The sequence below is a fragment of the Hymenobacter tenuis genome (genome assembly GCF_054780495.1).
In genome coordinates this window covers 692,502-717,601 of the sequence record NZ_BAAGWF010000001.1, presented here as the reverse complement: position 1 = coordinate 717,601, position 25,100 = coordinate 692,502, and the positions used below count along the sequence as shown (strand labels likewise).

Here is a 25,100-nt window from a genome sequence, read left to right as displayed (position 1 = left end):
GGAAGGAGCCTAGCGAAGTTTCAGGGTTACGAGCGTCAGTACGGCTAGCATGATGGCTACAATCCAGAAGCGCGACACGATTTTCGACTCGTGGTAGCCTAGTTTCTGGTAGTGGTGGTGCAGCGGCGACATGCGCAGCAAACGGCGGCCTTCGCCGTATTTGCGCTTGGTATACTTGAAGTAGCTTACCTGCACCATTACCGAGAGGCTTTCAATCAGGAACACGCCGCACAGCACCGGAATCAGGAGCTCTTTGCGCACAATGATGGCCAGCACGGCAATGATGCCGCCAATGGCCAAAGAGCCGGTGTCGCCCATGAAAACCTGGGCCGGATACGAGTTGTACCACAAAAACCCAACGCACGCCCCCACAAACGCCGCACAGAAGATTACCAGCTCGCCGGAGTTCGGGATGAACATCACGTCGAAGTAGTCGGCCAGCAGGGCGTTACCACTTACAAAGCAGAAGATGGCTAGCGTGAGACCGATGATGGCCGAGGTACCAGCGGCCAGGCCATCGAGGCCGTCGGTGAGGTTGGCGCCGTTGCTTACTGCCGTGATGATGAGGATGACAATAGGAATGTAGAAGAAGGCGTAGTACTCGTTGAAAAACGAACCGGCCGTGGCAAACAAGTCGCCGTAGTTCAGCTCGTTGTTTTTCAAGAAGGGTACCGTGGTAATCATCAGCTTCACATCCTGATACACGCCGCTGGCATCGACGGCCGAAAACGAGCCGTTAGGCAGGGCATATTGGCGCACGGTTACATCATTCGAGAAAAACAGCACCCAGCCCACCGTAATACCCAGCCCTACCTGACCCAGAATCTTAAACCGACCGGCCAAGCCTTCCTTATCCTTCTTAACTACCTTAATATAGTCATCGATAAAGCCGATCAGGCCCAGCCACACGGTGCTGAGCAGCATCAGAACGATGTACAGGTTATCGAGCTTGGCGAATAGCAGCACGGGCACCAGAATGGCCAGCAGAATAATCAGGCCGCCCATAGTGGGGGTGCCTTTCTTCTCAGCCTGGCCCTGCAAGCCCAGGTCCCGGATGGTCTCCCCGATTTGCTGGCGCTGCAACACCCGAATAAGTGGGGCGCCAAAGTACTGGGCAATGATAAGCGAAGTAACTACCGCCAGGGCGGCCCGGAACGAGCTATACTGAATCACACCCGCGCCAGGAATGTGAAAGTGCCGATTAAGGTAGTCAAAGAGGTAATACAGCATGGGCGCGAGGGTCAGCAGTTAGGATTCAGAGGTAGTCCAAGCTGCAAAGGTTTCGTTTTTTGTGCGTTGGTCCAACGTTGTGTTTCTGCTGATTTTGGATTATTCAGCGGTCAGCCGGTTTTCGCTTACTACTTGCCTAGTAAGCTGAACATTTCTACTAGCACCTGCTTGTCGTCGAAGTCCGAGCGGATACCTTTGATTTCCTGGTACGTTTCGTGGCCTTTGCCTGCTACCAGCACAATGTCGCCGGGGTTAGCCAAGGCTACCGCCGTTTTGATGGCCTCGCGGCGGTCTGGAATGGTCAGGACTTTGCCGAGGTTTTCCACCGGAACGCCGGCCTGCATCTGGCTGAGAATATCCTGGGGGTCCTCGAAACGGGGGTTGTCAGATGTCAGCACGGCGCGGTCGGAAAGCTGGGTGGCCAGGCGCGCCATAATGGGCCGCTTTGCTCCGTCGCGGTTGCCGCCGCAGCCCACTACCGTAATCACCTGCTGACTAGGCTGCCGGATGTCGGCAATCGTCTGGAGTACGTTTTCCAGCGCGTCGGGCGTATGAGCGTAGTCCACAATACCCGTGATGCGCACCCGCTCCGATACCACCGGCTCAAACCGGCCCGGCGCGGAAGTCAGCCCCGACAGCACTGTGAGTACCTCGGTTGGCTCCTCGCCTAGTAGCACAGCCGCGCCGTAAATAGCCAGCAGGTTGTACGCATTGAACACCCCAATCAGGCGGAACTGCACCTCGCAGCCATCTACTTCCAGGTGCAGGCCATGTACGGCGTTTTCAATCAGGCGGCCCCGGAACGTAGCGGCACCACGCATAGAGTACGTTTCGCGGCGGCCCAACACATTTTGCAGCATCACCGGTCCGCGCTTGTCATCGGCATTGGTAAGAGCAAAAGCCGACTTCGGCAGCATATCGAAAAAGCCTTTTTTGGCCTTCAGATACGCATCAAAGGTGCCATGGTAGTCGAGGTGGTCGTGCGAGAGATTGGTGAAGATGCCACCGGCAAAGTGCAGCCCCGTAACGCGGTGCTGTACCACCGAATGCGAGCTTACCTCCATGAATACATGGGTGCAGCCGGCCTTCAGCATGCGAGCCAGTAGCTCATTCAGCCGAATAGCATCGGGCGTGGTGTGCGTAGCCGGAATTACTTCCTCATCAATCTGATTTTGCACCGTACTCAGCAGGCCGCAATGGTAACCCAGCTCCCGGAAGAGCTTGTGCAGCATGGTGGCGCAGGTAGTTTTGCCATTCGTGCCCGTGATGCCCACCAGCTGGAGCTTGCGCGACGGATGACCGTAGAACTCAGCTGCCATGCGCGCCATGGCCTCGGCACTATCGGGCACCTGCACGTAGGTAGTAGCGGGGTTCAGCTCAGTAGGCAACTCTTCGGCTACCACCACGGCCGCCCCCAACTCCACGGCTTTCGGGATGAACTGATGGCCATCGGTAGCGGTACCGCGCAAGGCAAAAAACACCGTGCCGGGGCCAGCCTGCCGGGAGTCCAGGGTGAGGCTGGAAACTACTACATCGGAGGGGCCATGCTGTGCCCGCACCGTTATGGCATTGAGTAGAGCAGAAAGGGTAGTATCGTGATTCAAGTCGAGGTGGTCGTGGTAAAAGCCGGAGCGTTAGGCGGCAGGAAGTAGAGCCGTTTTACTTATGCTTTTGATTTAGACTTAGCTTTCGTCAGGGCTGCGGCCGCTTTGGCGGGTTTGCTGCTCTCCTTCTGCCTAGTAGTAGGTAGTGCGGCCTGCGGTTTGCTTGCCTTCCGGTTAGGAGGCGATGTTTCTACAGAAGCGGAAGTGGCACTAGCTGTTCCAGGCTTCGAAACCCTAGTTTCAGCTAGTGTGGCCAAGCCCGGCGTGGGCGGCGCAGCTGGGGCCGGCACACTCACACGGCCGCCAATGGGCTCTAGTTGTAGCTGTATGACACTTCCGCGCCGTGCCGCCGAACCAGCTGCTACTGATTGGTACTTAACGCGCCCGGTACCCGAGGTGCGAACCCGCAGCCCACGGTTTTCGAGCAGGAACAGCGCGTCGCGCAGGGTGAGGCCCAGTACGTTCGGCACCCGACCGGGTCGCACGGCCATAGGCTTTAGGCTCAGGCTAGCGGCTTCCGAATCCGTAGGGGCTAGTCGTACCCAGTCGTCGGCGCCGGTAGCACCATTGTGCGTTACGCCCAGCTTGGTGAATACCATGGAAAGCTCATCCTGCATACCCGCCTGCACTAGCGGCACCCGCGACTTATGCAGGGGAGCCCGGGCTAGCAAGGGGCGCTGGCTGGCGGCGTCGCGGGCCATGGCTTTATCGGCCAGCTCGCGGAACACTGGCGCCGCTACATCGGCCCCGTAAATGCGGCCGTTCTTTGGCGAATCGACCACCACTATGCACGAATACTTAGGGTTATCGGCCGGAAAATAGCCACAGAAGCTGGTTGAATAGGTGCGGGTGTAGGCGCCGTTCTTAAACTTCCAGGCCGTACCAGTTTTGCCGGCAATCAGGTAGTCAGTGGTTCGGATGCCGCGGGCGGTGCCGTGCTCTACTACCCCTTCCATCATGGCCCGCACCTTCTGCAAGGTTTCATCGGAGCAGATTTTGGGGTTAAGCACCTGCGTTTCAAAGCGCTCCAGCACCTTATCGGCCTGCTTAATTTCTTTTACAATCATGGGCTGCACCTTCACACCACCGTTGGCAACGGCATTGTAGAAGGCCAGCGTTTGCAGCGGCGCCAGCTTCAGCTCGTAGCCAATACTCATGGTCGTGAGTGAGGTGCGGCTCCAGCTACGGTCGCGGGGGTCTTTGATGTAGGGCCGCGCCTCGCCAGCCATCTGAAACCCTAGGGGCTTATCGAGGCCAAACCGCTTGAGGTAGTCGGTATACTTTTCGGGGTTCTTGTTGAACACCTGATCCGTCAGCTTAGCCACCCCAATGTTCGACGACTTCTCAAATACCTGCTGCAGCGTGATGCGGCCGTAGGGGTGCGAGTCCGTTTTCACGGCCCCTCCTATTTTCATCGAGCCAGTGTTGCCGGTGTTCAGCGTATCGGTCAGCTCTAGGTCAGGGTTCTCCTCAAACGCCGCCATCATGGAGGCCAGCTTAAAGGTAGAGCCCGGCTCGGTGCGGCCCTGGTCGGCAATGGCATAGTTGTAGTCCTCGCGGTACACGCCATCAGCTACCTTACCCAGGTTCGCCACGGCCTTAATTTCGCCGGTTTTCACCTCCATCAAAATCACGGTACCGTACTGCGCGTTGTTGTTCACCAACGACTTGTACAGGGCATTCTCGGCTACGTCCTGCAGGTTAATATCGAGCGTGGTTTTCACGTCGTAGCCGGGCTGGGGCTTTACCTCGGTGCCATCGTAAATAGGCTTGTTGCCACCGGGCAGGCGCTCAAATAGGGCTTCACCGTCGCGGCCGGCTAGGTGCCGGTTGAAGGTAAACTCCAGGCCCGCGCCGTTTTTGTCTTCGTTGATAAACCCAATAGTGCGCTGGGCTAGGCCTCCGAAGGGCCGAAACCGCTTATCAACTTTCTCGAAAATAGCGCCGCCCTTGTTTTTGCCTTCCCGGAAAATAGGCCACTGGGTCAGCTCTTTTTTCTCCTGGAAGTTGATTTGCCGCGAGTTCAGGCGCAGATAGCGCACTGAGGGTTTGGCGTTTTTGGCGTTGCGCAGCTTGCGGGCATACTCGCCCGGCGTGCGGTCCCCAAAGAATCGGGAAAGCAGCAGCGCCAACGAGTCGACTTTCTGATTGAACAGCGCTCTATCCACTACGCTTGGGTCCCAGGCCACCCGATAGAAGGGCAGCGAGGTAGCCATAATGCTTTCGTTATCTGAGTAAATATTGCCACGCGTAGCAAACACCGGCTGGTATACAATGCGGCGCTCCTGCTCCAAAGCACTCCATTTGGCCCCCTCCGTAAACTGCACGTGCGTTATGCGCCACACAATGGCGCACGAGAACAGGCACACCCCCAAAAAGGCAAGCCGAACGCGGGTAACAATGCTTTTTTTAACGTTTCCTTTCATTGCGGCGTGGGGTAGCAGAACGATTGGAAGAAGATGAAAGGGTAGCAGGTTCGCCGTTCAGGTCGGTACCGATGGGCACGGGCGGCGCGCCCACCTCTACGGAGTCGCCAACGGATGGTCCGCTGGCCCGGCGCAACGAGTCGGCCTTGGCGCGGGCCGTCATGGCCGCTACGGAGTCGGCGGTTAGCACCGGCAGCATGTCCAGCTCCGCTTCATCAAGCCGGCCGGCTGGCACTGAAATCCGGAAGGGTGGTGAGGAGCTTTCCATCAGGCCATAGGCGGCCACTTTGCGGGCTACCTCGCTTTGCTTGCTGGCCTCCATGTAGTCTGATTTCAGCGTGGTGTAGTCGGCCCGAAGGTCTTCTGTTTCCAGCTTCAGCTTCTGGATGCTGCGGTTCATGCGGGTAGCATAGTGCGTGTTTCCGATATACACTAGGGTCAGAAACATGACAAAGAGCAGATGCGGCAGAAACCGCACTGGCAACCCTTCCCGAAACAACCCATCGAGCCGCGTGACGCGCTCCAGCAATGAGAACACGCTCCAGGTGCTGCGCTTTTGGGCCGCTGGGCGCGGCATGCGCGGGGCTTTGGCGGGTCGTGGCGCTGGTGCAGGCTCGGGCTCAAGTGGGCGCACCGGCTCCGGCGCGATAGGCGCAACTTCCCGCGGCGCATTCACGCGGGGCGTATTGGCGGGTTTTACGGTGTTGACGGCCACTGTTCTTGCTGGATTACTCCTAAATGGATGCGGTTACTCTTTTCGGATGGCGATGCGAAGCTTGGCGCTCCGGGCGCGGCTGTTGGCGGCAATTTCCTCCGCCGAGGCTTCAACTGGCTTGCGTGTTAGGGACTCAAATGGCACGTTGGTACGCCCAAATAGGTCCTTCTCCACCTCGCCGAAGAATTTACCTTTCGCAATGAAGTTTTTCACCAGCCGATCTTCCAACGAGTGGTAGCTCATTACCACTAGCCTGCCGCCGGGGCGCAACACCTGGGCGGTTTGCTCCAGCATTTGCTGCAATGCGGCCATTTCATCGTTGGCTTCAATGCGCAAGGCCTGAAACACCTGGGCCAAGTACTTATTCTCTTTGCCGCGGGGCGTGCAGGGTACAATCGCCTTTTTCAGGGCGGCAATGGTCGTGATGCTCTGCCCGCGTCGCGCTGCCACTACGGTAGCGGCTAGTGTGCGGGCATTCGTGACCTCGCCGTACATACCAAAAATGCGGTGCAGCTCCGCTTCGGAGTACTCATTAATAATGTCAGCAGCGGAGGCATCGTCGCCATCTGGGTCCATGCGCATATCCAGCGGGCCATCGAAGCGGGTGCTGAACCCGCGCTCCGGTGTATCAAACTGATGCGACGACACGCCCAAGTCAGCCAGTAGGCCATCAACGGGCAGGGCGCCGTGACGAGCCAATTCTTTATAGAGGTTCCGAAAGTTGCTCCGGATGAAGGTAAACTCAGGTCGGGCCAGCTTTTCGGCTTCCTTCTCCGCATCGGCATCCTGGTCGAAGCTGTACAAGTGGCCTTCCGGGCCCAGCCGTTCCAGAATGCGCGCTGAGTGGCCGCCGCCGCCAAACGTGACATCCACGTAACGTCCGCCGGGCTGCAAGTCAAGGCCTTCCAGGCACTCGCGCAGCATCACGGGGCGGTGGTAGTCGGTATCGTTCTGGTAATCGTTCAAGGCGTTGCTCATGCGGCCAGGGGGCCGCCGGGGCCAGTTTCAGTGGTGAGAAATTTCTGAGCCAGCTTCGAGAAGCTTTGCTGATCTTTGATTAGGAAGTCGTCGTAGCGGGCCGTGTCCCAAATTTCGCACCGGTTTCCCAGTCCTACAATAATAGCCTCCTTCTCGATGCCCGCATACCGGCGCATCGAGCCAGGTAGCATAAAGCGGCCAATTGAGTCCAGTTCCACCTCCGTCATGCCCCGAAAGAAGTTGCGCTGAAACTGGCGGTACTCCTCATTGAACTCGTCGAGGGCCATCACCTTCTCATGAATCACGCGCCAGGCCGCCCTTGGGTACAACACTAGGCACGGCTCAAACCCACGCACCAGCACAAGCTGGTTACCCGAGGCTTCCGGCAAGTTGGCCTTCACCTTCGACGGTAGTACCAGCCTACCTTTAGGGTCGAGCTTGCACTCATATTCGCCGGAGAGGAGCAGGGTCATAGGCAGTATTCCCGCAGGGCACAGATACGGGATATAGCAAAAGTACGGAACCCCCTGTAAAAGACAACCACGATTTACCATTTTCTACCACTTCCAAAATACGCGTTTTTAGCGATTTTAAAGGGTTTTTAAGGAAGGAGCGGGATATGGTGTTATAGCCTTGACAGATTGTCAGGCACATCGTGAAACACTTGGGGCTTTCGGATGGGCTAGTACTGAAACCCAGATTCTATACCGACAGCTCCAGTATTCTACACTGCGCTTTCCCTGCCGAAGCAGTATATTTGCATCCAAATGAAACGCCCTCTGCTACATCGGCTTTTTAGCTTTTGGCTAGCCTTGCTCGTACTCACCTCTTCGGTGGGCCTTACGGTGCAGCAGCACGTGTGTCGGCAGAGCGGCAAGCATACGGCCACCGTAATTTTCAGCCCGGCGGAGCACGGTTGTCCCGCTTCCGTAGCGACTGACCACGCCACCAACAACGCCCAGATCAAGAAGGCTTGCTGTGAGTTTGGGGCGCATTTTCACAAACTCGACACTCCTTCGGCCAAGCTTTCCTGGGTGAAAGCCCCGGTGCCAGTACTAGCCCCTCTCACTGACGCAACCACTTCCTGGCCTACTCTGCCACTGGTGCCTGTATTGGTAGCGGCCGCGTGCTGGTATGCCTCTGATACCTCGCCGCCACCTCTTGCCGGCCGAGACTTGCTCACATTTGTGGGCGTGCTTATCGTCTAGGGTTTCTCTGATGTGGTAGCCTCCACTGGCTACCTAGTTGGGTCCGTTGTGTCCCAGCCGTATCTGAGTAAAACCCTAACAATCTGACGATATGAGTTCCTTTAATAGCACTGGGCGCTTGCTGGCCAGCGCTGGCGTTGTGCTTGGCAGCGTGCTGCCCGCCTGGTCCCAAACCCCTGATGCCTCTGTGGCCCCTATTCGAGGGCAGGTACTGGATGCCACAACTAAATCGCCGGTGCCGGGCGCCGTGGTACGCTGGCTGGGCACTACCGCCGAGGCAGTCACCACCGATGAGCAGGGCGCTTTTTCCCTGGTTCGGCCGGCGGGCAAGGGTAGTAACCGCCTCATCATTAATTTTCTGGGGTACCAGGCCGATACGGTGCAAGCCGGCGGCACAGGCTATCTGCGCATTCCGTTGCAGCGCTCAGCTGAGCTAGCCGAGGTAAAAGTAGAGGGCCGCGCCCTCTCCTACTCCGGCCTCACGCCCACGAATACGCAAGTCATCAGCAGCCGCGACCTCACCAAATCGGCGTGCTGCAACTTGGCGGAAAGCTTCGAAACCAACGCTTCAGTAGAAGTCTCGACCACGGATGCCGTATCTGGCGCCAAGCAAATACAGCTGCTAGGGCTTGATGGAGCATACTCTTTGCTGACGGTAGACAACCTCCCGGCCCTGCGCGGACTGGCTACCCCTTACCGACTGGGCTACCTAGCTGGCCCCTGGATTGAAAGCATCGACATCATCAAGGGCATGGGCTCCGTGGTGAATGGCTACGAAAGCATTTCGGGGCAGGTGAATGTGCGCCTCAAGGAGCCAGACAAAGCCGAGCGCCTGCTCTTTAATGCCTACGTCAACGACCTGGGCAAATTCGACCTGAACTTGAACTTGGCCACGCCCGTGAGCAAAAAGGTGAGCACGGCCCTGCTCTTGCACACCGACCACCTGGGCCGCCGCGTTGACCGCAATAAGGATGGGTTCCTGGATTTACCACTGGCAACCCAGTACAACCTGTTCAACAAGTGGAAGTACCTATCGGGCAAGGGGTTGGTGATGGAAGTGGGCCTAGGCGCCTTGCGCGAAACCCGCCAGGGTGGCCAGATGGGCTTCCGCACGGAAAACCCGGGTGGCTTTTATGGCACCACGCAGGAAACGGACCGCTACACTGCATTCGCTAAAACCAGCTATACCTGGCCCGGTCGCCCGTATCAGAGCCTAGGCCTTTTGCTGAGCGGAACCGATCATGCCTTCGAGTCGCGCTATGGCCTGCGCACCTACGATGGCAAGCAGCGCACCGGCTTGGCCACATTGCTGTTCCAGAGCGTGCTAGGAACCACGGCGCACACCTATCGTACCGGCCTTAGCTTTCTGCACGACGACTACCGGGAAATCTTCCGGACCGGGTTTACCTACCCCACCGAAACGCCGGATGAGCGTTACGCCCGAGAACACCGCAACCGCCTGGAGCAGGTGCCCGGGGCTTTTGCAGAGTACACGTACCAGAACGCTCGCAACCTAACCGTGGTGGGTGGCCTGCGCCTTGACCGCCACAACTTGTACGGCTGGTACCTGACGCCCCGGTTGAATGTGAAGTTTGACCCGGCCAAAAACACGGTTCTGCGCCTGGCCACCGGCCGCGGCTTCCGGACCGCCAACCCCATTGCTGAAAACTCAGGCATGCTGGTTAGCTCGCGGGAGTTTGTAATTAGCCCGGTACTGCGGCCCGAAACTGCCTGGAATGTAGGCGGCTCTTTCACCCAATATTTTACGGCGCTCGGTCGCCAGGCCACCTTCATTACCGACTACTACCATACCGAATTCCAGAACCAAGTAGTAGCCGACCCCTACTCTCTCACTGACCGACTGACCATCACGAACCTGGAGCCGGGCGGGCGCTCTTACTCGCGCAGCTTCCAGACGGAGGTGCAGATAGAGCCTATCAAGGGCCTGCAGGCCAAAGCGGCCTACAAATACCTCGACGTAAAAACTACCTATAACGGGCAGCTGCTGCCGAAGGTGCTTACGCCTAGGCACCGCCTGTTCCTGAACCTGGGCTACGCCTCGGCCTACGATAAGTGGCGCGCCGATTTTACGGTGCAGGGCTTTGGCAAACGTCCCCTGGCTCATGAGCCGGGCAGCGTAAGCCACCAGCACGGCGGAGTCAGTGAGCAGACGCTACCATCTGCCCCGCGCTATGCCTTACTTAATACGCAGCTCACCCGGGCGTTTAAGGGGTTTGAGGTGTACGCGGGGGTAGAGAACCTCACCAACTATCGGCAGCCTAACCCTATTCAGGGGGCCACTGCTCCATTCGGCCCAGCTTTCGATGCGGCCATGATTTGGGGCCCCGTGTACGGCCGCATGACCTACGCCGGCTTGCGCCTGACGCTAAACTAAGTCACTAGGTAGCCAGACCTGCCAAAGCGTTTGGCATCATTATTTCTACTTGCCTTACCGGCACTTTTGTACCACTTTTTCGCTTTTCTTCTTACTATGAAGCTCTTCTCATCTTTCCTGCTCACCCTTTCGCTGCTGCTAGCCTCGGTTACTTCATTTGCTCAGGCTAGTAAAGCCAAAGCGAAAGGACCGGCCACTGAAACAGTGCAGCTTAAAACTTCCGCCGTGTGCGACATGTGCAAAGCTCGCCTCGAAAAAGCCATGGCGTATGAAAAAGGCGTGCAGGAGGCTAAGCTCGACGTTCCTAGCCAGATCCTGACCGTGACGTATCGGCCCGAAAAAACCACTGCTGAGGCCCTGCGCACCGCCGTGCAGAAAACCGGCTACGATGCCGACGATCAGACGGCTGACGCGCGTGCTTATGACCGGCTGCCCGATTGCTGCAAGAAAACCAACAGCGTACACTAACCACTAACCTTACTCACGAAAAAGCCCAGGTACTGCTACCTAGGCTTTTTTGGCTCTTATCGGGTTCTACTTCTATATGAAGCTACGCGGCAATGGCTTGCGTCATGGTTTGGATTTCAAACTGCAAGCTCACCTGAAACGCAAGCGGACGGGTAAGCCGGCGCCGGTTGGTGCCTGAAATTTCCAGGGTAAACCAATCAGAGCGCAGAAACTCAATCAGGTTGGGTTGGCCCTGGAGCTCCATGTCAATGTGCGTGGGGTGGACTTGGTGCGGCCCGAACGTAGCAATGGAAACTTTCCGGCTGTTGGCCGTCAGAAAACAGTTGCCGCTTTCCAGTGCCCCCAGTGTGGGCGTGCCGCGCCCAATTGCTTGGCCTTCTTCCGGAATCCAAGTGAGCGTTGCTTTCCGCAGCGTTACGGCCGTTATACTAGGGTGCATCAGGGAGGCAAGGCAGGGCAAGGTGCTCGGTAGCGTAGCCTCGCACAGAAAAATAAGGTCCATTCCGGGGTCAATGCGTAGGTTAATGGCTTTGGTACTCAAACCAAAAGCCGACTGCAATGACCGCCGCAGTCCTTCATTGTGCGCTATTGTAAGGGCAACACCGAGCACTACTGGCGGTGAGGCCGAAGGAACAGTTGCAGGTTTCATACGCAATAGGTGAAGCAGCTTGCGCTACCATGGCTGGTAAGAACGAATAGGCTGTTAAAAGCCTGTAATCAGGGCAACGCACTAGAAAAACTGGTTTTTGTATAATATACGTAACATGTTAATTATTACCTATTTAAAGTATAGGAACCTCGCTGAAAAGTAGACCAACTGGTAAAATTTAGCTTTCTAAAATTGTTTTCTTTTAATAATTTATAAGACGATTCGATTTTATCTATTTATATTGACCCCAGACACCCCGCCTCCCGCTCCTGTTGTATGAAAATTTCCTGCTTGCTTCTAGATGACGATCCGCTGGTTCTGGACCTGCTTCAGGCCTACGTTGCCATGACCGATATTCTGGATGTAAAAGCGGCTTTTACCGACCCTTTGGACGCGCACCGCTACCTGATGGAAAACCATGTGCACGTGCTGTTCTCAGACGTGACCATGCCCCATTTAAGTGGCATTGACTTGATTCGGTCCTTGCAGCAGCCGCCCCTAGTGGTCTTGATGACGGCCTACCCGCAGTATGCCATGGAAGGCTTTAATCTGGATGTAATTGATTTTCTGTTAAAGCCTATTTCTCTCGACCGCTTTCTGAAAGCCGTAAACAAGGTAGCAGGCATTTTGCGCGTGAACACGGCTAGTCCAGATGCCCAGGCCGACGCCCTGGCGGGCTGGGGCTCCTTTTTCATTCGGACTGATGCGCAGTTTGTACGCCTGCACTACCGCGAAGTGCTGTACATCGAAGCGCTGAAAGATTTCACCAAGATCAACACCTCTGACGGCCGCACCCACCTTACCCTAGTGAACCTGAAGAACCTAGAGGAGCAATTGCCGCCCGGCCTGTTTGTTCGCACGCACCGTTCCTACCTGGTAAATGCTGCCCGTATTGATTCCGTGAGCAACCTGGAGGTGAAAGTGGGCGGACATGCCTTGCCGCTGGGCCAAACCTACCGCGACCGGGTAACGGAACGCATTGTAAACCGCTCGCTTATCCGGCGTCAGCACTAGCCGCGGTTTGCGCTTCAACCCGGGCAGTTTCCTGGTAGCCTAGCGGCTGTTCCTCGTCTAAGGCTGGAAGCGTAAACCAGAACGAGGAGCCCTGGCCCGGTGTGCTGCTGAAGGATAACGTGCCGCCGTTGCGCTCCACAAACTCCTGGCATAGGCGCAGGCCCAAGCCGGTTCCTTTTTCGTTGGCCGTGCCCGGGGTAGAAAAGTGGCTTCCCTGCCCCAATACCCGGTGGTGGTCGGCGGGGTCAATACCGATTCCGGTATCCTCCACGCTAATTTCCCACCACTGATTCTGCCGCCTGGCACCCAGCGTGATATGGCCCCCGGCATTCGTGAATTTGAGGGCGTTGTTGAGCAAGTTGCGCAGCACTAGCCGCGTCATGTTCACATCGGCCCGTACCAGGCAGCCTTCCGGCACTTCATTCAGTAGCGTTATTCCTTTCCGCTCGGCATCGCCGTGCAGCAGGGCCACCGTTTCATCGGCCAAAAAATCAAGTCGCAGCCGTTCGGCCCGAGCCCCTGCTTCTCCTTTTAGCTGCGAGGCCGACCAGTTCAAGAGGTTGTCGAGCAGATGCAGCGTGCTGTCGAGCATGCGCGTAACCCGCTCTGACTGCATAGCCAGCCGTTCTGCCGGCATCTGGCCCAGCTTAAGCAACGCCAGCAACGAGTACAAGGAGCTCAGGGGGCCGCGCAGGTCATGCGAGATAATAGAGAAAAGCGTATCCTTGGTACGATTAAGCCGGTTTAGCTCTTCCTTCTGGCGATTGATGGCCGCATTTTTTCGCTGGAGCAGCGTATTGGTATGGCGCTGTCGCCGTTGGGCCCGAAACAGAGCCACTACCGCCAGTAGCAGAAAAATGGTGCCGGCAGCCAACCAGTTGCGCTGCAAAAGTCGCCGGTTGAGTTTGGCCTCCTGTAATTCCTTGTCTTTGGTGAGCAGCTGAATCTCCCGCTCCTTTTTCTCTGTTTCGTAGCGGGTTTGCAGTTCTGCCACCTGTATGGAGCGCTGCTCGGCAAATACGCTGTCCTGCAACCCAGTGTAGCGGGTAAGCGCCCCCAATGACCTCCACGGCTGCCCAATGCGCCGGTACACGCTGGCCAGGGAATAATAAACTCGGCTCAGCACCTCTTTGGAGCCCGTTTGCGCGGCGGGTGCAAGAGCCAGCCGCAGGTGCTGCTCAGCCATTGAAAGTTTACCCACTGAATCCTCGGTGGCGGCCAAGCTTTGCAGGGTATTGGTACGGGCCAGCAGGGTAGCGTTGGTAGGCAGAAAAGCCAGTGCTTTGGCGAAATAGCCCATGGCCACCTCGTGGTTGCTCAGCTCCTGATAAATCCGACCCGTACTGCTCAACGCCTCACTCATCCGGACGCTATCCTGGATTTCCTGTGCTTTGGTCAGGCTTTGGCGCAAATAGTATAAGGCGCGGCTGTAGTTGCGCTGCTGTTGATGCGCTACCCCAATCTGGCTCAGCACATGGGCCACGCGCTGCTGGTTATGCGCCAGCTGCCAAGCTGCTAGGGCATGCTCGTAATGAAAGCGGGCGCGCCCCCATTGCCCACTAGCCCCATACAGCTCGCCAAGGTGCTCCAGTACTTGCCCCTGCCCTGCCACATCGCGCAGCTTCCGAAAGCTATGCAGGGCATGCTGATACGTTTGACGGGCTTTGCCAGTATCGCCCTGGCTATGGAGGGCGCGCCCCAGCAACCACCCCGACCAGGCCGCCGACTTGCCACTAGGCTGGCTGAGGGCCAACGCCCGCCGATAATGCCGAATGGCCGACTCATAGCGGCGCAGTACGTGGCAGGCCTGGCCCGCGGTCCAGTGGAGCTGGCGCTGACGCAGCGTATCCTTAGCCACAGTGGCCCGCCGAAGTTGCTCAGGTGTACGGCGCAGCAGGGCCTTCGCCTCTAGGGGCGAAAACGAATCGAGCGGAAACTCCTGCGAGGTTTGGGGCGCAACAACCGCCATAACCGGCCCCGGCCAGCTCCCCACCAGGAAAAGAAATAGCGCAACTAAGCCGGCACTCCAGCTTCGTGCTTTCATCTTTTCCGGAAATACCTGCCACATGGGTGTGCCGTTTAGCTCAACTGTACTGCCAGCAACACGCCTTTTAAGAACATGCTACCTAGCAATATACAAAAAGCCATGTACGAGCTACTCTCCCGGTTCGGATTTATATTGGCCAGCAGCGGCGGCCTAGTAACTACCTGTTATTGAATACACAACCCTACGCTTCCTTGGCTTGCCACAGCCGCCACCACGGCAGATAGGGCTGGTCGTGGTGCTCGTAGTGGTAGCCGAAAAAATAGCAGCTCACAAAGGCCCACATATGGTGCCGGAACTGACTCCGCGACTTGTGCAAGTTATCAGGAGCATGCTCGCCCCGATGCGGCAGGTAGGTACCAAAGTAGAAAAGCTGCAGCGTAGCCAGCACCGCGGGCAGCATCCAGAAGGCAATAACGCTGGCCTGAGGAAAAAACAGCTTCAGCACGTTGTAGGTCGCGGCCATGAGCACGACTTGCCCCAGCGTCACGTAGTTCCAAGCAAAGCGCACAAACCAGCGCACAAAGCTCGGGTGACGGCCATCATGAAAATCAGGGTCGTCATCGGTGCCCACGTGGCGGTGGTGGGCATGGTGCTTGGGTAGCATCCCGGGAAACCAGTTGAAGGCAAACAGCCCGGCTGTTAGCAGGCCAATAAAATTGTTCAGACGCTTATTGGGGCTTACTACCCCATGCATGGCATCGTGCGCGGTAATGAAAAGGCCCGTGTACAGGTGCGTTTGCAGCAGAGCCAGCAAATACGGCCACGGCGTGCGCCAGTCGGGCTGGTAGAACGCCAGTGAAAACGTCAGTAGCCCGGCCCAGGCCACCAGAATCAGCGCGGCCATCAGTACCCCCTTCTGGCCCAGCGGTGCCGGCTTCACGCGGCGCACGGTTGCGTTGCTAGGGTGCTGAGTACTGACGGAAGGCATGATGCTCAATACGACGAAAACGTAAAAATAGCGGAGAAATAGCCGAAAACCGGGGCGGCTCTACAGGGCTAGCAACGAGTCGCGCACCTGCTCCATCTGCCACATGGGCGTGCTGGTAGCGCCGCATATCCCTACCGACTGGCCCGGCTCAAACCACGAGGAGCAGATTTCGTCTGCCTTGGATATGAAGTGCGTGGCGGGGTTTGTTTCCTTACACACCTGGTACAGTACCTTGCCATTGGAGCTTTTCGTGCCCGACACAAATACCACTTGGTCAAACTGAGCGGCAAACTTCCGCAGATCCTTGTCGCGGTTGCTTACTTGCCGGCAAATGGTATCGTTGGCATTTACTAGGTAGCCGCGCTGCTCCAACTCCTCTTTGATGCGGTAGAAGGAGTTGGTGCTTTTGGTGGTTTGGCTGTAGAGCGTGATGTTGGAAGGCAGCTCATGGAGCAGCAGCTCATCCAGGTTTTCAAATACCACGGCTTGGCCGCTGGTTTGACCTAGTAACCCACGCACCTCGGCGTGGCCGTGCTTGCCGTAAATAAATATTTTCTCCTTACGGTCGTAGCTGGTTTTGATGCGGTTCTGAAGCTTCAGCACGACGGGACAGGAGGCATCAATCAGGGTCAGGTTGTTTTCCATGGCCATCTGGTAGGTGCTCGGCGGCTCGCCGTGGGCCCGAATGAGCACGGCTTCGTCGCGTAGCAGAGCCAGCTGGTCGTAGTCGATGATGCGCAGGCCGCGCTGCTCCAGGCGCTCTACTTCTTCATCGTTGTGCACAATATCGCCGAGGCAATACAAATACCCCTGCTCCTCTAGCAGGTCTTCGGCCATCTGAATAGCATAGATCACGCCGAAGCAAAAGCCAGAATTGGGGTCGATACGGACGCTCAGGTGGTACGGCATAGCTAGCAGAGTAACTGTCGAGGTGGCCTGAAGGTTATAAGAAGCAGAAAATACGAAAAATGCGCCAGTATATGGCTCCGTCAAGAAGTTCGTTTGCGCACTTAACAACAGGGAATGCTATAAAGTTAAGGCATTGGCAAGGCAAAACTTGTAGTGCTGTGTTTCTTACTAGCGTTGAGCTTCCGAGAACGAAGTTACGAGTCCTGGCAGAACGCAAAACCGGGAAGCCAAACTGGCCCCCCGGTTGTAGAATGGCGCAAAACATACGGCGCAGCCCTACTTCCCAGATCTCCTGGTGCCAGTAGCTTTCTGCCCGCCTAGCTCGGGTGGTAGCTACCAAGCCCACTATCAGCCGCATACAGCCTAGAGCACCGCAGTATTTTTTTGGATTGCCGGTTTACTAGGTCTAGAACGAGCCGAAGGCCTTACGCTTTTCCAAGTCCTTAATCACCTTATCCTCCATAGGGCTGGCCCGCAGCACTTCCCGGTTGCGCCAGAAGGTAGCATCATAGCGATGCTTCATGGCGTGCTTCAGGTCGTTGTAGTTCACGCTGGTGGTTTTGTAGCCTTTTGCAGCTGGCTTATTGGTGTACTGGTAAAAGAACAGGTTGCCGCTGATTTCCGTTGTATCGGGCTTGCCGGCGCGATTTAGTACAATAGTATGCTCGGCCCGCACCGCCTGTACCCGGCTCAGAGAATCGGCCACGGGGCTGAAGTCGGTGGTCATCCGAAACGTTTGGGATGCCAGCGTAGTGCCCTCCAGCAACTGCATGCTCATCAGGTTTCCGATGGGCACGTTGGCTTCCAGGCGCCGCACCGCGGCCGAAGTAAAGTCGATATACAGCGTTCCAAATGGCGCCGATTCGTTCATATCCAGCCGCGGCGTATAGTCGATAACGGCGGTTTCCTGGCCTTTGTCCTGAATAACTTCGCGCAGATGAAACTTGAACTGCTTATCAGCCATTGGGCTTAGGGGCACGGCCAGCGTGCGGCGGCTGGGTTTGGGCTCAAACACCGGAATCAATCGCACGGCCGACGAGAAATTCGCCATATCAACGCCCATGTCATCCTCGGCCGTGCCGTAGCGGGCCTGCTCCAGCTTCCAGCCGCCTACTTGCCGGTTGGTGAAGCGCACATCATAAAAGGCGTCCAAAAACTCGGCGTAGCTGCCGTTGTGGCGCTGTTTCTGGCGGTAAAACGCCTTGCCATAGTATTCCTGGCGCTCGTGGCGGGCCAACTTAGCGTAGGCCCGCTGCACCAGTTCCATAGCCACTTGCTCGGGGTTCCGAACGCGTACTTCGGGCAGCGCCACGGTACTAGCCTTCAAGGTAACCGTAACCGGCGCGGTAGAACTGACCTCAAGCGTAACGGGGGCAAAGCCCAAGCTGACCACCACAATTTTCTGGGGCAGCTTGGCCACGCGCAGCGTGAACTCGCCGGCCTCATTGGTGGCCGTACCGGGTTCATTGCCGGGTGGGCCCACGCTGGCATACGGCACGGGGCGCTGCTGCTCATCAAGCACGCGGCCTTTCACCGTAATCTGCTGGGCCTGGATGGCCGTAGTAGTGGCTAAAGCCAGCGTCGTCAGGATTAAAGCTTGTTTCATGTGGTAGAAGGGAGATTCAGGGAAGCAGAAGCCAAATAGGAGGTGTAAGAAACGTCGAAACTGCGATTTTGATTGCAGACGGGGATGGCGAAGCTCCAGTACAGGTTCCGTGCCACAGGCTTAGCTCCTGCTTATTTTGGGAAGGATACTGACTAGCCCCCGAAAGCCGTGGAACCCCTAACCTGCTGCTATTGTGCGTTCTTGCCGCTGCCACCGCCGCCGCGCTGGGCACAAAAAAAGCTCCCTGAAGGAGCTTTTTAAAAAGCGGGCCGTTGCCCTATTATATCTGCGCCAGCTTCTGGGCTTCTTCCCCCGAGACATGGCCTCGGTCAAGCATAAAGGAGCGCACCAGCCCAAACGACTCCGTATCGAGGCCGGAGTTGGGGTGCTTGAGCAGGGTAGCCACCAGAAACTGACGGTCTTCGTCGACGTGCTGGCTAAGGCCCAAAAAGCTCGGCAGATTGCTTTCCACGCTCAGGCGTAGAAACCGGATTTCGGCGTTATCGGCGTCTAGCTTCACGGCCTGATCAAACTGCTTGGTGGCATTCTGCACGTACGTCAATTTATTGAACATTGAGGCGTCGCGGGCCCGGATGGCTTCGGCGGCGGCTTTGTACGCCAGCACCACGGCGTCCTGCTTGGTGTAGGCTGCCATTAACTGGTAGAACTTCTCGCCGGCTTCTTTGCTGGCAGCCGCCTGCTGGTATTGGCGGCGCAAATGCGTTATAGAATAGGGGTTTGCTTCGGTCGACACGAGGGTAATAAGAAACAGAATGAAGGAAAGGAACAGGAATTTCATGGGTGCCCGCTTTTACTACCTATTGCTAACGGTAAAAAGAACGGACGGGGAGCAAAATTCAAACCGAAATTTTGGCGTGAATCGTTACTGTTGCGCTAAGCAGCGCACTATATGTCTTGGCTCAGGAGGAGCTAGCGGAGGTTTGCGCCTACACGCGGGCTAGGCGGTAGCGGAAGTAAGAGCCCAGCAGCAGCAGCAGTTTGGTGTTATTCGGTACGCGCACCCGCTCGCCCAGAATGCGGTTGGCCGGCAGGTTCTTAATCTTATGAAAAAGCTTGAGATAATACACATACGCCAGATATACGCCCAGCCGGGCCGCCCGCGGCAGCTGCACAATACCCGCGTATCCGGCCTCAAAATCGGCCCGGATATCAGCTTCAATGGTGCGCTTCACCTCATCGGTGAACCGCTCGTACTGCACGCCGGGGAAATACACGCGGCCCCGCTCCTCGTAATCAGAGCGGATGTCGCGTAGGAAGTTGATTTTCTGGAAAGCCGAACCCAAGCGGCGGGCAGGCTCGCGCAGGTGGTTGAACAGGGCATCATCCCCTTCGCAGAAAATGCGCAAGCACATCAAGCCCACTACCTCCGCCGAGCCATAAATGTACTTCTCGTACAACGACTGGTTGTAGCTCCGGTCGTCGAGGTCCATTTCCATGCTATAGAGGAAGGCATCAATAAACTCCCGGTCAATACCGTACTGGTGTACTACATCCTGAAAGGCGTGCAGCACGGGGTTCAGGCTCAGCTTCAGATCTAGCGCCTCATAGGTCTGGCGCTTAAAGTCCGCGAACAAAGCGGCTTTGTCGTGGGCATGGAACGTGTCCACAATTTCGTCGGCCCAGCGCACGAAGCCATACACGGAGTACACGGGTAAGTGAAACCGCTGGTCGAGCGTACGAATGCCCAGCGTGAACGAGGTGCTGTAGCATTGGGTAATCAGCTTGCTACACGCCCGGCTGGTTTCGGTGAAGAGGGCAACGTGGTCCATTTTTCTGAGGGATTAAGTAAGAATAGCTGCCGGTGCCTGAGGGGTGGTGGGCCACCACTCGGTTGGCTACTTCCTGCTTAATTTTCTTTCTCGATTTCTTTTGCCACTACCTGCCCCGAGATGAGCGAAGGCGGCACGCCGGGGCCAGGTACGGTAAGCTGGCCTGTAAAATACAGATTACTTACCTTTTTGCTTTTGAGCGTGGGCTTGAGCACGGCAGTTTGGCGCAAGGTGTTAGCTAGTCCGTAGGCGTTGCCCTTGTAGCTGTTGTAGTCCTGCACAAAATCCTGGTGGGCATAGCTGCGCTTGTACACCACCGCATCCCGGATGCTGGTGCCGCAGTGGCGCTCCAGCCGGTCCAGTATCAGGTGGTAATAGTGCTCGCGCGTTTCCTCCGGGTCGGGCAAATCAGGGGCCACCGGAATCAGCAGAAACAGGTTTTCACTGCCTTCGGGCGCTACACTAGGGTCAGTTTGAGAAGGAGCCGACACGTAGAACAGCGGCCGGCTAGGCCACTTCGGGTTCTCATATATTTCCTCGGCGTGTAGGCTGAAATCTTCATCGAAGAACAGGTTGTGATGGCGCAGGTTAGGCAGCCGCTTGTTTATGCCAAGGTAAAACAGCAACGATGACGGCGCCATGGTGCGCGAGTTCCAGTAGGCTTCGTCATAGTTTCGCCACTCGGGGGCTAATAAGTGCTGCTCGGCGTGGTGGTAGTCGGCGCCGGCTACTACCACATCGGCGGGCCTAAACCCGGCGGCTGTTTGCACGCCGGTGGCGCTGCCTTTTTCTACCACAATCTGCTGCACAGGCACGTTGTATTCTATCTGCACGCCCTGCTCCTGGGCCAGTTGCACCATGCCTTCCACAATTTTGTGCATGCCGCCCATGGGGTACCACGTGCCCAGCGCCAGGTCGGCGTAGTTCATGAGCGAGTACAAGGCCGGCGTATTCTGGGAGGTAGCGCCCAGAAACAGAATCGGAAATTCCACGAGCTCCAGCAGGCGCGGATCCTTGAAAAACTTCCGCACGTGCTTGTGCATGCTTTTCAGGATGTCTAAACGCATGGCATCTACTAGCAGGCGCGGATCGGCAAACTCCAGCAACGAGCGGCCGGGCATGTGCACGAATTTGTTGATACCTACCTCGTATTTGTAAGCGGCCTGCCGCAGAAATTCATCGAGGCGAGCGGCACTACCGGGCTCATAGCGCTCAAACAAGGCCCGCAGCTCACTCATTTTAGCCGGAATATCAACGGCCTCCGGGCCCTTGAAAATCACTTGGTACGAGGGGTCCAGCCGCACTAAGTCGTAATAGTCCTCCACCTTTTTGCCGAAGCGGGCAAAATATTGCTCAAACACGCCCGGCATCCAGTACCAGCTCGGCCCCATGTCAAACGTGAAACCTTCCGCCTTAAATACTCGGGCCCGTCCGCCGGGACCTTCGTTTTTTTCCAGAATGGTAACGCGGTAGCCGCGCTGGGCCAATGAAGTAGCCGCTGCCAGCCCCGCAAAGCCGGCTCCGATAACGATAATATCCTTAGATGATGCGGAAGGTGCCAATAGTGCGTGTGATTGGGTGAGTGAAAACGATGCAAGCTACAATCCAGCAGACACTCCTAATTGTTTAGCTTCCGAAAGCTACTAGCCTGAATTTACTAGGTGGGTTGGCGCTCCAAAGTGGGGTAGCACCCAAAACAGACGGGCCGCGAACCACGCAGCCGAAGCTAAACGTAGTCCGCGGCCCGCTATACGCCCGGGGCGGGTCTGTACTCTCTCCCTATTCCCTACACGCCGGGGGCGTATGTCTTCAACGCTTGCTTGAGTTCTTTGCGAGCGATGTGGATACGGTTTTTCACGGTTCCAATCGGGATTTGCAGCTTTTCCGCAATTTCCAGGTACTTGTAACCGATGTAGTACATCATAAACGGAGTGCGATAATCGGCAGATAATCCGGCTATTGCTTCGTTGATGTCTGTTACTACGAAATCGGAGGTAGCACCGTTGTGTGTAATGTAATTTTCGTCGGTATTAAAATATTGAAAATACTCTGTGCTATCAATATTGCTGTTCCGCTTGGTTATTTTATTGTAGTTGTTAATGAAGGTGTTGCGCATGATGGTGTACAACCATGCCTTCAGGTTAGTGCCCGCCTTGAACTTGTCCTTGTTCAGCAACGCCTTCATTAACGTTTCCTGGACAAGGTCCTTGGCATCGTCAGCATCGCGGGTCAGGTTCATCGCCACGGGCTTTAGCGAGTAAGAAATCTTCTGTACTTGATTTGTGAATTCCAGAGAGGTCATGCTGTTTAGCTTTTCGTGGCAAAAAGTTAAACAAATATACGGGGGATTCTGAAAGTCGACGCACACATACTGATTTATTTTTTTTTATTCTGATTAACTCCCCGCTATGCCCTCAAAAACCAGCACAACGTGCTGTTAGTCAACGAATACCTAACAGATACTTTCCTTATACAGCGGGCTTTGCATGCTCCACTGTAGGTACGCAAAAGCCCGGCCCCCGGATGTTATCCTTTGGGCCGGGCTTGTGTTGTTGAACCGGGAGGTTGGAGCTTGATCAGGACCTAGCAGGCTTCCGCAACTGGCAAGGGCGCTGCCTTAAGCTCGTCGGCTATGGTCAGGAAATCGGTGATTAAGCGGAGTCGAACGGCATTATCCGGCAACTGCAAGCTCTCGGCCTGTGCCAGCGGCCCATACAAATACAAGGTCAGCCGAGGACATATTCCACTTAGTCTATTCACAAAATCCTGTACTTCATGGCGCTCCGGAACGGCGGTCATGCACGTCAGCACCGCGTACGGCTGATAGCTATTGTAAACGGCTTTCAGATCCTCGAGGGGCAGGCTCTGGCCCAAGTACAGCACGTGGTGCCCCCGGGAACGCAAGGCGTAGTTCATAAACAACAGAGCCAGCTCGTGCATTTCGCCCTCCGGCAGAAACATCACCCAGCGCCTGGCAGTAGCGGGCTGCACGGGGGGCAGTCCATCGGTGGCGGCCATCAGCTTTTGCCGGATCAGGTGCGTGACTAAGTGCTCCTGGGCTGGATTTACCGTGCCGGCCTGCCACATTACGCCTATGCGCTGTAAAAACGGATAGATAATGTGCAGCATCGTCTGCTCGAAGCCGCTGCGCTCCGTGGCCTGCTGAAAGATGTGGGTAAGCTTGAGCTCATCCATTTCCAGCATAGCGGCCAGCAGTCCGTTCACGTGCTGGCAGTAGGTGGTGGTTTCGTCGTCGCAGGAAATTACGGCCTTGGACAGCTCCTGCTCCGTGAGTTTAGCCACTTGCGAGATGCGGTAGCCGCGTCCGCATAGTGTAGCCACGTTCAGCAGCCGGCGCAGGTCGTCTTCGGAGTAGGTGCGGATGTTGGTAGCCGTGCGCACGGGCTGCAGAATGCCGTAGCGCTGTTCCCAGACGCGGATGGTGTGCGCCTTAATGCCCGAAAGCTGCTCCAGTTCACTGATAGAAAATTGTCCCACGATACTTGTACTAACTATTTAAACGGATGCGCCAGACCGCTGCCGAAGTACTCGTGTGGGAGCTGGCTTGCGGAGAGCCAACGCAAAGTATTTCGGCGACACCCACAGCAGCCCGAACTCTTCGGAGCCATCGCGGCCAGTCGTTTTATGATGAATTTTGTGGGCCATGTTCAAGGCCCGCAGATACGAGTTGCGCGACTTACGCCAGAAGCGCAGCCGGCCATGAATCAGCACATCGTGCACGAAAAAATAGAGCGTACCGTAGCTGGCAATCCCTACCCCCATCCAGAACCGGAAGTCCTTGGCAGCGGAGCCGTAAACGATGAGCAGCATGGAGAGCGACCCATAGAAAAGGAAAAAGAAATCGTTGCGCTCAAAGCGGTGCGGATGGCGCACGTGGTGCGAGCGGTGCAGAAACCACAACGGCCCGTGTAGCACAAAACGGTGCATGAACCAGGCCACTAATTCCATCCCAAGAAAGGTAGCCGTGGTAACGGCTACGGCTGCCAATGTCGTCATAGGGCTTAAACCGTTGGGCTCCCGAGAAGTTTGAAAGTGTAAAAGGAAGAAAGTTACTACTCTTTCCCGGACTCTGAACATGCAGTTTGCCCTGACTGTTACAAGCTGGGCACAAGAACAGCTGCCACCAGGTATTGGTAGCAGCTGTTGAAACAGGTTTGCGTACAGAAGGGACCTAGTTTTCCCAGGTAATTTTTTCTTTGCTTAAAAAGGCTGCAATACCCCGGCGGCAGTCATCGGAGCCACGGGCCTCAGCGTTCATGCGGGCGGCGTAGCGCAGGCTTTCTTCCAAGGGCATTTCCGGGATGCGGGCCAGCATTTCCTTGGTGGTTTCCATGCTTTGCGCCGAGTTTTCGGTGCATAAGCGCCTAGCAAACTCGTACACGTTTTTGGCCAGCTCAGCCTTGGGCACCAGGAAATTTATTAGGCCAAAGTCCAGAGCCATCTGCGCCGAAACTACGTCGCCGGTGAGCAGCAGCTGCTTGGTGCGGGCCTCCCCTATTTTGCGCAGCAGAAATACGCTCACAATAGCCGGCAGAAACCCAATTTTCACTTCTGTGTAGCCAAACTTGGCCTCCGGCACGGCAAACGCAAAGTCGCAGATGGTAGCCAGGCCGCAGCCCCCGGCCAGCGCGTGGCCTTGCACCTCCCCAATCACTACCTTCTTGAGGGTATAGATTTGGTGGAAGAGCTGCATGAGGTGAGTGGAATCGGCTAGGTTGTCGTTGTAGCCAAAGCCCTGCAATTCCTGAATGTAGGCCAAATCGGCTCCGGCACAGAATACTTCTCCGGCGGCACGTAGCACAATCACCTTGCAGGCCTCATCATCCTCGGCAAACTCGAACGCATGCTTTAGCTCGGTCACCATCTCGGCGCTTAGCGCATTGCGCTTTTCGGGCCGATTGAGCGTGATGTAACCGATGGAATCCTGCACCTCATAGCGAATGAAGCGAAGATCTTCCAGTTCCTGAGTGGGCATGTTTTCCATAGTCAGGGAGCGTTGCAAATCGGTGAAAGAAAAGCGCCGGGCGAACAGAGTACACCAACCGCCTTGAACGGGAGCTCGAAAGCTAAACGTAACAAATTACATGCTACTAATAAAGCCTATAGCGTAGG

General features: G+C 56.4%; 22 protein-coding genes. 4 read left to right on the top strand and 18 right to left on the bottom strand.

Annotated features, from left to right (window positions below):
* Positions 1 to 9: 9 nt before the first annotated feature.
* The 6 genes from mraY to mraZ form a co-directional block, all read right to left on the bottom strand.
* Positions 10 to 1,230: a phospho-N-acetylmuramoyl-pentapeptide-transferase gene (gene mraY / locus ACYVGU_RS03145; RefSeq protein ID WP_460612512.1), complete on the bottom strand. Its 1,221-nt coding sequence runs from the start codon at positions 1,228 to 1,230 to the stop codon at positions 10 to 12.
* 128 nt (positions 1,231 to 1,358) lie between these two features.
* On the bottom strand, positions 1,359 to 2,834 hold the full coding sequence (locus tag ACYVGU_RS03140) for a Mur ligase family protein (protein WP_460620868.1): 1,476 nt from the start codon (positions 2,832 to 2,834) through the stop codon (positions 1,359 to 1,361).
* 59 nt (positions 2,835 to 2,893) lie between these two features.
* A complete protein-coding gene (locus tag ACYVGU_RS03135; RefSeq protein WP_460620867.1) occupies positions 2,894 to 5,260 on the bottom strand; it encodes a penicillin-binding protein in 2,367 nt (788 codons plus the stop codon).
* A complete protein-coding gene (locus tag ACYVGU_RS03130) occupies positions 5,244 to 5,975 on the bottom strand; it encodes an FtsL-like putative cell division protein (protein WP_460620866.1) in 732 nt (243 codons plus the stop codon). The genes ACYVGU_RS03135 and ACYVGU_RS03130 overlap by 17 nt, the downstream gene beginning before the upstream one ends.
* 33 nt (positions 5,976 to 6,008) lie before the next feature.
* Complete coding sequence (rsmH, locus tag ACYVGU_RS03125; RefSeq protein WP_460620865.1) at positions 6,009 to 6,953, bottom strand: 16S rRNA (cytosine(1402)-N(4))-methyltransferase; 945 nt, start codon at positions 6,951 to 6,953, stop codon at positions 6,009 to 6,011.
* Positions 6,950 to 7,426, bottom strand: coding sequence for a division/cell wall cluster transcriptional repressor MraZ (gene mraZ / locus ACYVGU_RS03120; RefSeq protein WP_460612517.1), 477 nt, complete (start codon positions 7,424 to 7,426; stop codon positions 6,950 to 6,952). The genes rsmH and mraZ overlap by 4 nt, the downstream gene beginning before the upstream one ends.
* A gap of 294 nt (positions 7,427 to 7,720) precedes the next feature.
* Between mraZ and ACYVGU_RS03115 the strand changes: the two genes are divergently transcribed.
* From ACYVGU_RS03115 to ACYVGU_RS03105, 3 genes are all read left to right on the top strand, one after another.
* Positions 7,721 to 8,161, top strand: coding sequence for an HYC_CC_PP family protein (locus ACYVGU_RS03115; RefSeq protein WP_460620864.1), 441 nt, complete (start codon positions 7,721 to 7,723; stop codon positions 8,159 to 8,161).
* Positions 8,162 to 8,252: 91 nt separating this feature from the next.
* On the top strand, positions 8,253 to 10,556 hold the full coding sequence (locus ACYVGU_RS03110; RefSeq protein ID WP_460620863.1) for a TonB-dependent receptor: 2,304 nt from the start codon (positions 8,253 to 8,255) through the stop codon (positions 10,554 to 10,556).
* Positions 10,557 to 10,652: 96 nt separating this feature from the next.
* Entirely contained in the window at positions 10,653 to 11,024 is a 372-nt protein-coding gene (locus ACYVGU_RS03105) for a heavy-metal-associated domain-containing protein (protein WP_460612520.1), read from the top strand.
* An 82-nt stretch (positions 11,025 to 11,106) separates the two neighbouring features.
* Here ACYVGU_RS03105 and ACYVGU_RS03100 read toward each other — a convergent pair whose 3' ends face one another.
* A complete protein-coding gene (locus ACYVGU_RS03100; RefSeq protein ID WP_460612521.1) occupies positions 11,107 to 11,673 on the bottom strand; it encodes a hypothetical protein in 567 nt (188 codons plus the stop codon).
* 276 nt (positions 11,674 to 11,949) lie between these two features.
* Between ACYVGU_RS03100 and ACYVGU_RS03095 the strand changes: the two genes are divergently transcribed.
* The gene (locus ACYVGU_RS03095; RefSeq protein ID WP_460612522.1) at positions 11,950 to 12,687 is read left to right on the top strand and encodes a LytR/AlgR family response regulator transcription factor; all 738 of its coding nucleotides are present in this window, start codon (positions 11,950 to 11,952) and stop codon (positions 12,685 to 12,687) included.
* Here the strand turns inward: ACYVGU_RS03095 and ACYVGU_RS03090 are convergent.
* The 11 genes from ACYVGU_RS03090 to ACYVGU_RS03040 all read right to left on the bottom strand — a co-directional run bounded on the left by ACYVGU_RS03090 (position 12,668) and on the right by ACYVGU_RS03040 (position 24,972).
* Positions 12,668 to 14,731 (bottom strand): sensor histidine kinase, encoded by a 2,064-nt coding sequence (locus ACYVGU_RS03090; protein WP_460620862.1) that lies wholly within the window; start codon positions 14,729 to 14,731, stop codon positions 12,668 to 12,670. The genes ACYVGU_RS03095 and ACYVGU_RS03090 overlap by 20 nt on opposite strands.
* 184 nt (positions 14,732 to 14,915) lie before the next feature.
* Positions 14,916 to 15,662, bottom strand: coding sequence for a fatty acid desaturase family protein (locus ACYVGU_RS03085; RefSeq protein WP_460620861.1), 747 nt, complete (start codon positions 15,660 to 15,662; stop codon positions 14,916 to 14,918).
* A gap of 60 nt (positions 15,663 to 15,722) precedes the next feature.
* Positions 15,723 to 16,571, bottom strand: a complete 849-nt coding sequence (locus ACYVGU_RS03080) for a 4-hydroxy-3-methylbut-2-enyl diphosphate reductase (RefSeq protein WP_460612525.1) — start codon at positions 16,569 to 16,571, stop codon at positions 15,723 to 15,725.
* Between the two features lie 406 nt (positions 16,572 to 16,977).
* A complete protein-coding gene (locus ACYVGU_RS03075) occupies positions 16,978 to 18,177 on the bottom strand; it encodes a peptidase associated/transthyretin-like domain-containing protein (protein WP_460620860.1) in 1,200 nt (399 codons plus the stop codon).
* 280 nt (positions 18,178 to 18,457) lie between these two features.
* The gene (locus tag ACYVGU_RS03070) at positions 18,458 to 18,976 is read right to left on the bottom strand and encodes a hypothetical protein (RefSeq protein ID WP_460620859.1); all 519 of its coding nucleotides are present in this window, start codon (positions 18,974 to 18,976) and stop codon (positions 18,458 to 18,460) included.
* Positions 18,977 to 19,124: 148 nt separating this feature from the next.
* Positions 19,125 to 19,967 carry a phytoene/squalene synthase family protein gene (locus tag ACYVGU_RS03065; protein WP_460612528.1) on the bottom strand — a complete coding sequence of 281 codons (843 nt, stop codon included), beginning with the start codon at positions 19,965 to 19,967 and terminating at the stop codon, positions 19,125 to 19,127.
* A 77-nt stretch (positions 19,968 to 20,044) separates the two neighbouring features.
* Positions 20,045 to 21,529, bottom strand: a complete 1,485-nt coding sequence (locus ACYVGU_RS03060; RefSeq protein ID WP_460620858.1) for a phytoene desaturase family protein — start codon at positions 21,527 to 21,529, stop codon at positions 20,045 to 20,047.
* Between the two features lie 224 nt (positions 21,530 to 21,753).
* On the bottom strand, positions 21,754 to 22,269 hold the full coding sequence (locus tag ACYVGU_RS03055) for a sigma-70 family RNA polymerase sigma factor (protein ID WP_460612530.1): 516 nt from the start codon (positions 22,267 to 22,269) through the stop codon (positions 21,754 to 21,756).
* 281 nt (positions 22,270 to 22,550) lie between these two features.
* Entirely contained in the window at positions 22,551 to 23,465 is a 915-nt protein-coding gene (locus ACYVGU_RS03050) for a MerR family transcriptional regulator (protein WP_460620857.1), read from the bottom strand.
* A gap of 18 nt (positions 23,466 to 23,483) precedes the next feature.
* Positions 23,484 to 23,984 carry a sterol desaturase family protein gene (locus tag ACYVGU_RS03045; protein ID WP_460620856.1) on the bottom strand — a complete coding sequence of 167 codons (501 nt, stop codon included), beginning with the start codon at positions 23,982 to 23,984 and terminating at the stop codon, positions 23,484 to 23,486.
* Between the two features lie 175 nt (positions 23,985 to 24,159).
* Positions 24,160 to 24,972 (bottom strand): enoyl-CoA hydratase/isomerase family protein, encoded by an 813-nt coding sequence (locus ACYVGU_RS03040; protein WP_460621988.1) that lies wholly within the window; start codon positions 24,970 to 24,972, stop codon positions 24,160 to 24,162.
* Positions 24,973 to 25,100: the final 128 nt, after the last annotated feature.